At 45.5% G+C, this 11,420-nt stretch carries 15 protein-coding genes; 7 read left to right on the forward strand and 8 right to left on the reverse strand.

Going from position 1 to position 11,420, the window contains the following annotated elements:
* A partial coding sequence (plsY, locus tag B3182_RS12455; protein WP_292752969.1) for a glycerol-3-phosphate 1-O-acyltransferase PlsY occupies positions 1-407 on the reverse strand: 407 nt, incomplete at its 3' end.
* 76 nt (positions 408-483) lie between these two features.
* Between plsY and folB the strand changes: the two genes are divergently transcribed.
* Both folB and folK read left to right on the forward strand, forming a co-directional pair.
* Entirely contained in the window at positions 484-837 is a 354-nt protein-coding gene (gene folB, locus B3182_RS12460) for a dihydroneopterin aldolase (protein ID WP_292358684.1), read from the forward strand.
* A complete protein-coding gene (gene folK / locus B3182_RS12465) occupies positions 834-1,361 on the forward strand; it encodes a 2-amino-4-hydroxy-6-hydroxymethyldihydropteridine diphosphokinase (RefSeq protein ID WP_292358683.1) in 528 nt (175 codons plus the stop codon). Before folB ends, folK begins: the two co-directional genes overlap by 4 nt.
* Here folK and B3182_RS12470 read toward each other — a convergent pair.
* On the reverse strand, positions 1,293-2,012 hold the full coding sequence (locus tag B3182_RS12470; protein ID WP_292358681.1) for an SDR family oxidoreductase: 720 nt from the start codon (positions 2,010-2,012) through the stop codon (positions 1,293-1,295). The two genes, folK and B3182_RS12470, sit on opposite strands and share 69 nt — an antisense overlap.
* Positions 2,013-2,028: 16 nt before the next feature.
* Between B3182_RS12470 and B3182_RS12475 the strand changes: the two genes are divergently transcribed.
* On the forward strand, positions 2,029-3,192 hold the full coding sequence (locus B3182_RS12475) for a class I SAM-dependent methyltransferase (protein ID WP_292358679.1): 1,164 nt from the start codon (positions 2,029-2,031) through the stop codon (positions 3,190-3,192).
* 53 nt (positions 3,193-3,245) lie between these two features.
* Here the strand turns inward: B3182_RS12475 and B3182_RS12480 are convergent, their stop codons facing one another.
* From B3182_RS12480 to B3182_RS12505, 6 genes are read right to left on the reverse strand one after another with little or no spacing between them, the layout of a single operon-like run.
* On the reverse strand, positions 3,246-4,121 hold the full coding sequence (locus B3182_RS12480) for a hypothetical protein (RefSeq protein ID WP_292358678.1): 876 nt from the start codon (positions 4,119-4,121) through the stop codon (positions 3,246-3,248).
* Positions 4,122-4,145: 24 nt separating this feature from the next.
* Positions 4,146-5,180 (reverse strand): NAD(P)H-dependent glycerol-3-phosphate dehydrogenase, encoded by a 1,035-nt coding sequence (locus B3182_RS12485; protein ID WP_292358676.1) that lies wholly within the window; start codon positions 5,178-5,180, stop codon positions 4,146-4,148.
* 9 nt (positions 5,181-5,189) lie between these two features.
* Positions 5,190-5,672, reverse strand: coding sequence for a protein-export chaperone SecB (secB, locus tag B3182_RS12490; RefSeq protein WP_292358674.1), 483 nt, complete (start codon positions 5,670-5,672; stop codon positions 5,190-5,192).
* A gap of 22 nt (positions 5,673-5,694) precedes the next feature.
* Positions 5,695-5,952 carry a glutaredoxin 3 gene (gene grxC, locus B3182_RS12495; protein ID WP_292358672.1) on the reverse strand — a complete coding sequence of 86 codons (258 nt, stop codon included), beginning with the start codon at positions 5,950-5,952 and terminating at the stop codon, positions 5,695-5,697.
* Positions 5,953-5,968: 16 nt separating this feature from the next.
* Positions 5,969-6,388: a rhodanese-like domain-containing protein gene (locus B3182_RS12500; protein ID WP_292358670.1), complete on the reverse strand. Its 420-nt coding sequence runs from the start codon at positions 6,386-6,388 to the stop codon at positions 5,969-5,971.
* A gap of 35 nt (positions 6,389-6,423) precedes the next feature.
* Positions 6,424-6,714, reverse strand: coding sequence for an ArsR/SmtB family transcription factor (locus B3182_RS12505; protein WP_292358701.1), 291 nt, complete (start codon positions 6,712-6,714; stop codon positions 6,424-6,426).
* Positions 6,715-6,872: 158 nt separating this feature from the next.
* Here B3182_RS12505 and gpmI point away from each other — a divergent pair, with 158 nt between their 5' ends.
* From gpmI to B3182_RS12525, 4 genes are all read left to right on the forward strand, one after another.
* Positions 6,873-8,405: a 2,3-bisphosphoglycerate-independent phosphoglycerate mutase gene (gpmI, locus tag B3182_RS12510; RefSeq protein WP_292358669.1), complete on the forward strand. Its 1,533-nt coding sequence runs from the start codon at positions 6,873-6,875 to the stop codon at positions 8,403-8,405.
* A gap of 8 nt (positions 8,406-8,413) precedes the next feature.
* Positions 8,414-9,562 (forward strand): murein hydrolase activator EnvC family protein, encoded by a 1,149-nt coding sequence (locus B3182_RS12515; protein ID WP_292411175.1) that lies wholly within the window; start codon positions 8,414-8,416, stop codon positions 9,560-9,562.
* A 24-nt stretch (positions 9,563-9,586) separates the two neighbouring features.
* Positions 9,587-10,918, forward strand: a complete 1,332-nt coding sequence (locus B3182_RS12520; protein WP_292358665.1) for a S41 family peptidase — start codon at positions 9,587-9,589, stop codon at positions 10,916-10,918.
* Between the two features lie 11 nt (positions 10,919-10,929).
* Positions 10,930-11,420, forward strand: a 491-nt coding sequence (locus tag B3182_RS12525; protein ID WP_292752972.1) for a DJ-1 family glyoxalase III, incomplete at its 3' end; no start/stop codon positions are given.

Here is an 11,420-nt window from a genome sequence, read left to right on the forward strand (position 1 = left end):
ACCACAATCCAAGTCAGTAACGCCGCTCCAGCCAAGGCAGGTGACAGCGCCAGAAACGCGCCCAAAGCCGTTGCCACACCTTTGCCACCTTTAAACTGAAAAAATACAGGGTATAAGTGCCCAAGAAATGCAAAAAAAGCAATTAAAGCCAAGATATTAATATCAAAGTCCAACATTTGCCCGATTAATACCGGGACGACGCCCTTTAACACATCGATCAGTAAGACCATTGCCGCGAGCTTTTTGCTACCCATCCGCAACACATTAGTCGCGCCTGGATTGCCAGAGCCTTGAGTCCTTGGATCCGGTAAACCAGAGACCTTACAAAGCATGACAGCGCTCGATAATGAGCCTATGAGGTAGGCGCCGAGCAATGCAAGCAGCGCGATGGCAGTTAATTCAGGCATGTTATGATGTGACCTTTGAAAATGTAGCGGTATTATTCAGTACCATTATCACTTTTGCCAACATTGAAGCGACATCATGGACAAAATTTTTCTAAATGATCTGAAAATTGACACGATTATCGGCATTTATGATTGGGAGCGCGAAACGCTGCAAACGTTACGCTTTGATTTTGAAATAGATTGGGATATCAGTAAAGCCGCGGCATCGGATGATATTACGAACACCTTGGATTATGGTTCGGTGGCCAATGTCGTTGTCGAGTTTGTCAGTAATAGTCGATATCTGTTGATAGAAACCCTGGCTGAAGAGGTAGCGCAACTTTTACTCAAGACATTTGACATTCCTCGGCTCAAGCTTACTTTGACCAAACCCGTCCAATTGCATGGAAAAAATCAGGCACAAATTGTGATTGAGCGCACCAGCGAATGAGACAGCAGAAAGGTTATCTGCTTGGTTTAGGCAGCAACATAAATCCTCAGCAAAATACCGAGAAAATGGTCATTGCGCTGCTACAAGAGTTTAAAGCACTAAAACTAAGCCGAGTATTAAAAATCCCGCCAGTGGGTATGAACAGTCATCGGGATTTCCTCAATACCATCGTCTTCGTTGAAACCGATTTATCACAGAGAGAATTAAAGAGCTTTTGCAATCAGATTGAAATCAATTTAGGTCGGGATCGGGACGATCCGTTAAGCAAAACCAAAGATCGACCAGCCGATATCGATATCCTGAAACAGCTGAGTTTGCCAGAAGAGGCTGATATCGCTGTCAGCAGCATTACTGATGAGTATTTTCTTTACCCCATTATTCGTGAGCTGCTCAGTTATCTTACTGACACTGCAGAAGTCACGCCTCCTGCAGGGGTTTTGATACAAACGTCTGAATTACGCTTTGGAGAGACGGCGACCACCATCTACTGGGATAGTCGCGCCGGTAATAAAGGGGTTCTCTAACAAGCTTTTTATTGCGAGATACACAGGTTCCGCACCACCTTCACGAGCCAGTGGGGTTTCAGACAGCATTTTCTGCCTGGCTTCTTGTGTATGAGACTCAGTAAACAGAACCGGGCCCGGTGCCACTGAATTCACCTTGATCTGCGGAGCAAGTTTTTTGGCCGATACCAGCGTCAAATTATGCAATCCTGCTTTGGTTGTGCCATAAATATCAAAACGTGGGGTAGGATTTTCAACATTGATATCGGTGATATGAATAATGTCGGCCGGATCGTTTCCCGGTCCTATTAACAGCGTTGATAACGCCTGATTGATAAGAAACGGCGCTAACATATGTATGGTGAAAAAATGTTGATATTGCTCAGCAGCCTCAAACAAATCTTCTGCTGTCGGTGTAAATGCTGAGGCATTATGCACAATGCCTCGATAAGCCAGACTGAATTGCTGCAGTTTGTCGATAAACGCCATAATGCTGGCAGTATCCTGCAAATCCGCCTGAATAGTCTGTATGCCTAATTGTTTTAGTTTTTGGACATCATCTGTTTCAGTACGGTAATGTGCCAATACATCATAACCATCCTGCTTTAGCCTGGAAGCAATATGAAATCCGACCCGCTTTCCGGCACCTGTTACTAAAATGGGATTATTCACTGAAATTACCGACTAAATGAAAGATACCGCCAAGTTACCTGCACCTGACCCCATTGCGCAACAGCATAGCGATCAACTGTTGCAACTGATTTTTCAGACCATAGAAGACCGTAATGGTTGGCTGAGCTTTGCAGAATTTATGCAGATGGCTTTATACCAACCTGGACTAGGTTATTACAGTAATGGCTTAAGTAAGATTGGCGAAGCAGGGGATTTTATTACTGCCCCGGAAATAAGCCCGTTATTTTCACAGGCGCTGGGCAATCATATTGCGGATATACTGAGACAACTACCCGCGGCAGATTGCCTGGAATTTGGCGCGGGCAATGGGCAAATGGCGGTCGATATTCTGCAGTATCTGCAGGAAATTGATTGCCTGCCGGCACATTACTACATAATCGAAGCAAGTGCCCACTTACGTCAACAGCAATATGAAATAATACATAAACTTTTTGGAAGTGACCAGAACCGCGTGATCTGGCTGGATCAACTGCCTACTGAATTCACCGGAGTGATCATTGCAAACGAAGTGTGCGATGCCATGCCAGTGCATCGGGTGCAGTTTGAAGAAAACCAGATTCTGGAGGTTGGAGTAGGGCGCGAAGAAGGGCAACTGGCATGGCTTTCACAAACCGTGACTGATCCTTTTTTACAGACACGTTGCGAACAAATTCACCCCTTACTGCCGCAGTTTCCTTATCAGACAGAAGTTGCCATGCAAGCACCTGCCTGGCTTGGCACCATCGCCGAAAAACTGACCCAGGGTGCTATATATTTAATTGATTATGGCTATGAAGCCAGTGACTATTTTCATCCCATGCGGCATCAGGGCATGCTGCGTTGCCACTATCAACATCAGGCACATAATGATCCATTGGTCTTGGTCGGCCTGCAGGATATCACCGCTCATGTGGACTTCACTGCGTTAGCTGAAACAGCCCATGTAATAGGATTGCAAGTTGAGGGTTATCAAAGGCAGAGTGATTTTCTGCTGGCAGGTGACATTCTCAATCTCAGCCAACAAAATGCGCCAGATTCCTTTCAGCAGATGCAACAGGCCGCAGCTTTGAAACGTTTATTATTGCCAGAACAGATGGGAGAACTGTTTAAGGTGCTCAGCCTGTCAAAAAATGTCGAAATGCCTCGCTCGAAATCTGCTGATTTGCGCTATCGTCTTTAAAGATTGCAATAAAAAAGGCGCCGAAGCGCCTTTATTGATGTGTTAAGAAATCATTATTCCTGATTACTTTCTTCTAATTGTTGTTTGAGCTGTTCAAGCTGCTCAGACATTTCAAACAGGACTTCCTTAATATTGGCCACATCATCGGTCAAATTATCTGTTTGACGTTTGGTTCTGGCTATTTCTTCACGCATTTCAGGCGTTAATGCGCCGGTATCCTGTCCTTTACGCTCAGCTGCAGAAGCTAATACGGTTGGGATATCAATCACTACCCAGTCAGACCGTTCAGAGCCATCCTCTTGGTGATATGAAATGCCATTATCTAAAGCAATTTTGGTTGCTGGTTCAGAATCGGATTTACGGGTACCCGGTAATAATGGATTTACCCGACGATCAATCTCTTGACCGGTATATTGCTCTTTATCACGGTATTCCTCATGAACAAGGCCGAAGATAATGTTCAAGCGGCCATTGTTATCAACAAACACGCGACCACTGTTGGTTTTGCGTTCCGCTGCAATCGCTCCGGCATGAACCCCTAGCGTGACAAAGGTAATATCTTCATCGGGTTGAGCACGGTTTAAACCCTGTGCCAACGTTGAACTTAAAATTTGCAGTTCACCCGGTGAAAACAACGGGACTTGCTGAGTTCTCAGTAAGACGCGCTGATTGACGTAAAGTGATGAAAGCACTTCACGCATTTCATCCTGATTGATTGGTAAAGGGTGCTGATTGGTTCCAGGCTGATCCCGCTCTACCATACGAACGTATTGCAGATTTGACTCCCACAGTATCGGACCACTTTGTGACATAACGACTTCATCATCATCTGATGATTTTTTACTGAATGGGTTGCCACAGGCAGACAAGCCGACAGTCATTGCCACACTGAGTGCAATGATGCTGCTGTATTTCACAATGCCTTGCATATAATTTTCCTCAATTAATTCGTATCACGATTTTCCGATTACCGGAGATTCTGCTTTTTGTTCACGACATAATAATGCCTGAACCGATTTGCGCGGATCGTACCCTTCAAACAGGATTTTGCATACCTGCTCAACAATTGGCATCTCAACACCCGCCTGTTGAGCGCGCAATAAAACTTCTCTTGCAGCGTGCATACCTTCTACCGTCTTACCGACTTTTGAAACCGCTTCATCAACTTTAAGACCTGAACCAATCGCTAAGCCCAGCTGGCGATTTCGGCTCTGATTGTCGGTACAGGTGAGAATCAAATCCCCCATACCAGACAGACCAAACATGGTTTCCGGTTCAGCCCCCAATATACTGGCTAAACGCATAATTTCTGCCATACCGCGGGTCAGCAAAGCGGCACGGGCGTTGGCACCATATCCTAATCCGTCACAGATACCTGCGGCAATTGCCAACACGTTTTTCACCGTGCCACCAACTTGCACTCCTAAAACATCCTCCGTGGTGTAAGCCCGCAAAGCTGGTCCATGAAGCGCATTTGCCAAGGCTTTGGCAAACTCTGTATCGCGGGAAGCAACTGTTAAAGCGGTAGGTAACCCGGCCGCAACCTCCGCGGCGAACGATGGACCAGAAACGACAGCTAAAGCATGTTTAGGCCCCAGAATTTCAATAGCCGTATCGTGCAGAAATTGACCATTGTGGGGCGTTAAACCTTTGGTCGCCCAACTGATCGGGATATCTTCAGACAGAAAAGGTTTAATGCAATGCAATATTTCGCTAAACGCCACACTTGGCACTGAAATCATTACATGTCTGCAATTTTTCAGAGATTTTTCCAAATCCATTTCAATTTTCAATGTATCCGGAAAAATAATTTCCGGTAAATAGCGGCTGTTCATCCGTTCAGCCGCTATCCGGGAAAGCTGTTCTTTGTCACGACCCCACAGCCAGACTTCATGCCCATTGCGAGCCATGGCAATCGCCAGCGCCGTACCCCAGGCTCCGGCACCAATGACAACTGTTGGCATTAAAGAAGAAGCGGTCATGGCCATCTAGACAAGCTAGTGAGTAGCCTGTGCTGCTTCCATCTGCTGACGCGCCTGATCAATTTGATGTTTGTATACTGCATCAAAGTTCACGGGTGCCAGCACGAGTTGTGGGAAACCACCTTTAATAACCACATCAGAAATCACTTCACGTGCAAATGGGAAAACAGTATTCGGGCAGTAACTGCCAATCAGGGGACCCATTTCTTCCTTGCTATACCCGGTCAAAGTGAAAATTCCAGCCTGTTTGACTTCCGCCAGAAATGCGACTTGATCATTAACTTTCGCGGTGACTGTGACGACCAGAACAATTTCATGGGTATCTTCATCAATACGGTTATATTCATTACCCAATTGCAGATCCAGTTTGGGTTTCCATTCTTCACGGAAAATGGCTGGAGAATTAGGTGTTTCAAATGAAATATCTTTGGTGTAGATCTTCTGAATGATGAACTTTGGTTGTTGTTCTTCTGTTGCTGCTGTGTTTTCTTCAGCCATGATTTTCCCTCTCTAATAGAATTTAATTATTTGTCAGTAAAACATCGAGCTGACCCGAACGATCGATATCAACCAAATCGGTATATCCACCCAGTGATTTACCATTAATGAATATTTGCGGCACGGTACGTTGCTGACTTTTTTGCATCATTTCCTGGCGTTTTTCAGGATGCTGATCCACACGGATTTCGTCATAACTGACACCTTTTTGATCCAGTAACTGCTTTGCCATGGTGCAATACGGGCAATGCGCAGATGAATAAATGATGACTTTGCTCATAACAACGCTCCAAGTCTTAAGTGAATAATGGCAGTTTGGCATCTCGCCATGCGTGCAGACCACCTGACATTACATAAATATTGGTATAGCCATGTTTTTTGAACTGTTTGGCAGCAGCTTTTGAACGCTGACCACTGTCACACACCAGAACCAGAGGCTGATCCTTATTTTTTAGCGACTTGAGATTCGCCTCGATATCAGCCACCGGTACATTAACGGAATCGACTATATGTGAAGTTTCAAATGCAGCTTTATCGCGAATATCAACAAAACAGCCTTTTTGCTGATTCACCAGATTAACAGCTGTTGGCACATCAACGGCATTAAACCCACCCAGTTTGCGAGTGAGTGAGTCAGAAAAAACCAAAAACAACAACACCACAAACAAACTGGACAGTATCCAATGATTAACAATAAATTCGCCCAGATTTTCCATTAAACAACCCTAAATTTATGAATAAATAATGATTTCTATTTTACGCAAAACAATTCGCACATCATGCTGATTAGCCGTAAAAGGCGCTCATCGTTGACCCGGTAAAATATACGGTTTGCATCTCGTCTTGCCGCCAGAATGTTTTTATCTTTGAGTTTGGCAAGATGCTGCGACACATTGCTTTGTGTTGTGCCAACCTGATCAACAATATCCTGTACTGATAATTCCTGATCGCCCAACGTACAAAGAATTTTCAAACGCAATGGATTCGACATTGCTTTCAGCGCAAATGCAGCGCGTTCAATATCGTCATTAATGGCATGCATTTGCGGGTTTCCGGATTGTGAAATGATGTTAGTCAACGAGATTGCAACTGTAATTGATTACAAAAGCCCATATAATACACAGCATTGTTGTTGATTTGCAGTGTTCACTGTTTTTCACAACCCCAGGTCGTCGTAACCCGTGATTAAAGGATAGTTTCATGAGCCACATGCACCGCCCACTTGCGCTAATCATTATGGATGGTTGGGGTTATAGTGAAGAGGTCCAGCATAATGCCATTTTGGCTGCCAATACCCCCGTTTGGGATCACCTCTGGAATGATTACGCACATACATTGATTAACGCCTCCGGCGCTGGTGTTGGCTTGCCGGGCGATCAGATGGGAAATTCTGAAGTTGGTCATCTCAACATTGGTGCTGGCCGGGTGGTTTATCAGGAATTCACCCGGATTAGTGTCGCCATTCGAAACGGATCTTTTTTTACCAATCAAACACTGACTGATGCGGTGGATGACGTGGTGAAAAATGATAAAGCCCTGCACATTCTGGGCTTGCTATCCGATGGCGGCGTGCACAGTCATGACAGTCATATTCAGGCCATGGTAAAACTTGCTGCAGACCGCGGGGCGACTAAAATTTATTTGCACGCTTTTCTGGATGGTCGCGATACGTCACCCAAATCTGCTCAAAAGTTCATTGCGGACATGCAAGCCTGTTTTAACGAAACCGGTAAGGGCCGTTTCGCCAGTATTATCGGGCGCTTTTATGCGATGGATCGTGACCAGCGCTGGGATAGAGTTCAACAGGCTTATGAACTGATTGCTAATGGTAAAGCCGTTTATCAGGCAGATAATGCACTTGAAGCTCTTCAGGACGCCTATGCCCGAGAAGAAACGGACGAGTTTGTTAAAGCCACCAGAATTGGTGATGCCGTGCCGATTGAGGATGGTGACAGTATCGTATTCATGAATTTCCGTGCTGATCGCGCTCGTGAATTAACCCAGTGTTTCATTGATACTGAATTTACTGGATTTCCCATATTGGCAGCACCAAAACTGTCAAAATTTGTCACGCTGACGGAATATAAGAAGGATTTTGATGTACCGGTGGCTTTTCCGGCTGAAAAGCTCAAAAACCTGCTGGGCGAATGTATTTCTGCTGTTGGTTTACGCCAGTTGCGTATTGCTGAAACCGAAAAATATGCGCATGTGACGTTCTTTTTTAATGGCGGAAGCGATGTTCCTTACGAAGGTGAAGATCGGATTCTGGTGCCCTCGCCAAAAGTCGAAACCTACGATTTACAACCGGAGATGAATGCTCCGGAAGTGGCCGAAAAACTGGTCAAAGCCATTCACAGCAATCAATATGATGTCATCATCTGTAACTTCGCCAATGCAGATATGGTAGGCCATACCGGTAATTTTGATGCGACAGTTAAAGCCATTGAAACACTGGATAACTGTCTCGGTAAAATCTGGTCCGCATTAAAAGAAAGCGGTGGCGAAATGCTGGTAACAGCAGATCATGGCAATGCTGAAAAGATGGTGGACAATGAGAAAGGCCAGGCGCATACAGCCCACACCAGCAACCTCGTGCCGTTAATCTATGCGGGACGTTCGGCAGTCTGTGCCGAACAGGGTGGTTTATCTGATATCGCACCGACCATGCTGAGCCTGCTTGATCTCCCGATTCCAGCGGAAATGAATAATCACCTTCTGGTGAAACTCACCTGAACGTGCAGATGATGATTCGTGGTTTAATCTTGTTTTTCTGGCTTTTTGTGCCATTAAATCTTGCTGCTGAACCTTCGTCAGCAAAAAAGCTCGAAGCGGTACGGAGTGAAATATCTGAGCTTGATAAAACGATTAACCTTAACAAGAAAACCAAAGCGGAATTACAACAGCAATTAAAACAGCAGAGTCTCAAGGTTTCCGAAATAAGTCGCGAGTTAAATCAGATTAAACAATCTATTGCGGTTAAAGATGATGAATTACTTAATCTTCAACAGCAGTTGGGACTGACGCAAAAGCAGCAGGCAAAGCAACTGGAGGCATTAAATCAACAAATTCGCTCTGCATTTATGAATGCTCAACCCAGTTATCTAAAAATATTATTGTCTGAACAGTCTCCTGAGCGTGTCAGTCGAAGCAACACGTATTACCGTTATTTTCACTCGGCCCGCCAGCAGCAGCTCGAAACCTTGCACACGACTTTGCAAAACTTAACGGAGCAGGAAAAAGCTGTTTATGCTGTTAAAAGAAATCTGGATGAACTGGAACAACAACAGCTCTCGCAGCAAGAAGTTTTTAAACAGCAAACGGTTGAACGTGAGAGAACACTTGCCGCGCTGAATAAAAAAATCTCAGGGCAGGATGCACAACTGGCTGCATTAAAAGAAGAAGAGAAAAACCTGCAGTCATTATTAGACTCACTCGCCAAAAAAGCAGCAAAAAGACCTCCGCCATCAAAAACGGTGAAACCAAGTGAACGATTTTCGAGTCTGAGTGGGAAGTTACAATGGCCGTTGTCTGGAAAAATACTGGCAAGCTATGGTAGCCAGCGTAATCTTGATAAACTCAGCTGGAAGGGCATACTGATAGCCTCTGAAAAAGGCACGTCTGTTAAAGCCAGCGCAGAGGGCAGGGTGGTTTTTGCCGATTGGATGAAAGGCTTTGGCTTGTTAATCATCATTGATCATGGCGAACAGTTCATGACGCTGTATGGCAATAATGACAGTCTGCTGAAAAGCACGGGGGATACCGTGAATGCTGGTGAGGTTATCGCTCAAAGTGGTGATCAGGGTGTCAGACAAACCGCTGGATTATATTTTGAAGTACGTCATAAAGGCAGTCCGACCAATCCTATGCAATGGCTGCGCAAGCAAGGTTAATTTGAAATAAGGAATAAAGTTCATATGCGCTTTTTGAAACGTGATTTTGCGCTGGTAACAGCGGGTGTCATTATCGGCATCACATTGATTTTTGGTCAAATGGTATCAGCCGAGAAAGACACTGTCGCAAAGCCTGACTTGCCAATAGACGATCTAAGAGCTTTCTCTGAAATTTTCGGCCGCATCAAAAGCAGTTATGTAGAGCCGGTGGAAGACAAAGCTCTGCTGGAAAACGCCATTCGCGGCATGCTTTCTGGACTGGATCCCCATTCATCCTACCTTGATCTCAGCGAATTCAAGGATCTCCGTGAAGGCACATCTGGAGAGTTTGGTGGCTTGGGTATAGAAGTATCAATGGAAGATGGCTTCGTCAAAGTGGTTGCACCAATTGACGAAACACCCGCTGCTGAAGCAGGTGTAAAAGCCGGTGACCTGATTATCCGTCTCGATGACACCCCTGTTAAAGGTCTGACGCTGACTGAAGCCGTAGACATCATGCGTGGTGAACCGGGCAGCAAAATTGTTCTGACGATTATTCGTGAAGGCGCTGATAAACCGCTGAAACTGGAACTGACTCGCGCCATTATCAAAGTGAAAAGTGTACGCACCGAAGTTCTGGAGCCAGGTTATGGTTATGTACGAATCACTACTTTCCAATCACCAACCGGTGAGAATCTTCGTGACGCCGTAAATCAACTCAAGACTGATAATGGTGGCAAATTAAAAGGTCTGGTGCTTGATTTACGCAATAATCCAGGCGGCGTTTTAGATGCAGCGGTTGAAGTTTCTGATGCTTTCCTCAACAAAGGCATGATTGTCTACACTGAAGGACGTATTGAGGATGCCGATCAAAAATTCCACGCCAAACCTGGTGATATGCTGAATGGCGCGCCTATTATTGTGCTGGTAAATGGTGGCTCAGCTTCTGCTTCTGAAATTGTTGCCGGGGCTTTGCAGGACCATCAACGGGCCGTGATACTGGGTACTAAAACCTTTGGTAAAGGGTCAGTACAAACGGTTATGCCTTTAACCAATGATACCGCGGTCAAGATGACAACCGCGCGGTATTACACCCCTTCTGGACGCTCTATTCAGGCAGATGGTATACACCCTGATATCGTGATTGATGCCTTACAAATCAGTGCAGCTGAAGATAATGGCTTCCAGCCGCTGCGAGAAGTTGATCTCAGTCGTCATCTGGAAAATGGTTTACTGGAAGAATCAGACGAAACTCCGGCCGACGCGGAAGCGGGTCTCGATGAAGAAGAGGAAAAACAGCCTTTAGCACTGCGTGATTACCCGCTTTCTCAGGCATTGAACCTGCTGAAAGGCATGAACATTATGAGCAAACGTTAAACGCTATTTTCATGGCAACGGTATTAATCCCACTCGCTGAGGGCTTTGAGGAAATTGAGGCGGTCACGCTGATAGATGTTCTCAGACGGGCTGAGATAGATGTTGTTACTGCCAGTTTGACGGAGGATCTAAACATTACTGCCAGCCGTGGTGTCCGCTTGGTGGCGGATGCCACACTGGATGCAGTGATTGATGATGAATTCGACATGATGGTTCTGCCGGGCGGACAACCCGGCACCAACAATCTGAATGCCGATCAACGGATTCATGCGTTGCTCAAACGGTTTAACCAGGCTGATAAATGGCTTGGAGCAATATGTGCAGCACCCATGGTTCTGGCACATGTTGGCCTGCTAGAGGGGGTGAGCGTCAGCTGTTATCCAGGTGCACTGAAGCCCAGCGAATGGCCAGAAATTCAATTCAGTAATGATGCTGTCGTCTGTGATAATAAAATCATTACCTCCCGCGGACCGGGAACGGCAATGGCTTTTGCGTTAACAAT

Origin of the sequence: Methylophaga sp. UBA4204, assembly GCF_002379485.1 — a bacterium.
Taxonomy (GTDB): domain Bacteria; phylum Pseudomonadota; class Gammaproteobacteria; order Nitrosococcales; family Methylophagaceae; genus Methylophaga.

What these genes read in the sequence shown, in the direction of transcription:
- folB (WP_292358684.1), top strand. Translation starts at nt 484, where the DNA reads ATGGACAAAATTTTTCTAAATGATCTGAAAATTGACACGATTATCGGC.
- gpmI (WP_292358669.1), top strand. Translation starts at nt 6,873, where the DNA reads ATGAGCCACATGCACCGCCCACTTGCGCTAATCATTATGGATGGTTGG.
- B3182_RS12485 (WP_292358676.1), bottom strand. Translation starts at nt 5,180, where the DNA reads ATGGCCATGACCGCTTCTTCTTTAATGCCAACAGTTGTCATTGGTGCC.
- B3182_RS12480 (WP_292358678.1), bottom strand. Translation starts at nt 4,121, where the DNA reads ATGCAAGGCATTGTGAAATACAGCAGCATCATTGCACTCAGTGTGGCA.
- B3182_RS12475 (WP_292358679.1), top strand. Translation starts at nt 2,029, where the DNA reads ATGAAAGATACCGCCAAGTTACCTGCACCTGACCCCATTGCGCAACAG.
- B3182_RS12515 (WP_292411175.1), top strand. Translation starts at nt 8,414, where the DNA reads ATGATGATTCGTGGTTTAATCTTGTTTTTCTGGCTTTTTGTGCCATTA.
- B3182_RS12500 (WP_292358670.1), bottom strand. Translation starts at nt 6,388, where the DNA reads ATGGAAAATCTGGGCGAATTTATTGTTAATCATTGGATACTGTCCAGT.
- B3182_RS12520 (WP_292358665.1), top strand. Translation starts at nt 9,587, where the DNA reads ATGCGCTTTTTGAAACGTGATTTTGCGCTGGTAACAGCGGGTGTCATT.
- grxC (WP_292358672.1), bottom strand. Translation starts at nt 5,952, where the DNA reads ATGAGCAAAGTCATCATTTATTCATCTGCGCATTGCCCGTATTGCACC.
- B3182_RS12505 (WP_292358701.1), bottom strand. Translation starts at nt 6,714, where the DNA reads ATGCATGCCATTAATGACGATATTGAACGCGCTGCATTTGCGCTGAAA.
- secB (WP_292358674.1), bottom strand. Translation starts at nt 5,672, where the DNA reads ATGGCTGAAGAAAACACAGCAGCAACAGAAGAACAACAACCAAAGTTC.
- folK (WP_292358683.1), top strand. Translation starts at nt 834, where the DNA reads ATGAGACAGCAGAAAGGTTATCTGCTTGGTTTAGGCAGCAACATAAAT.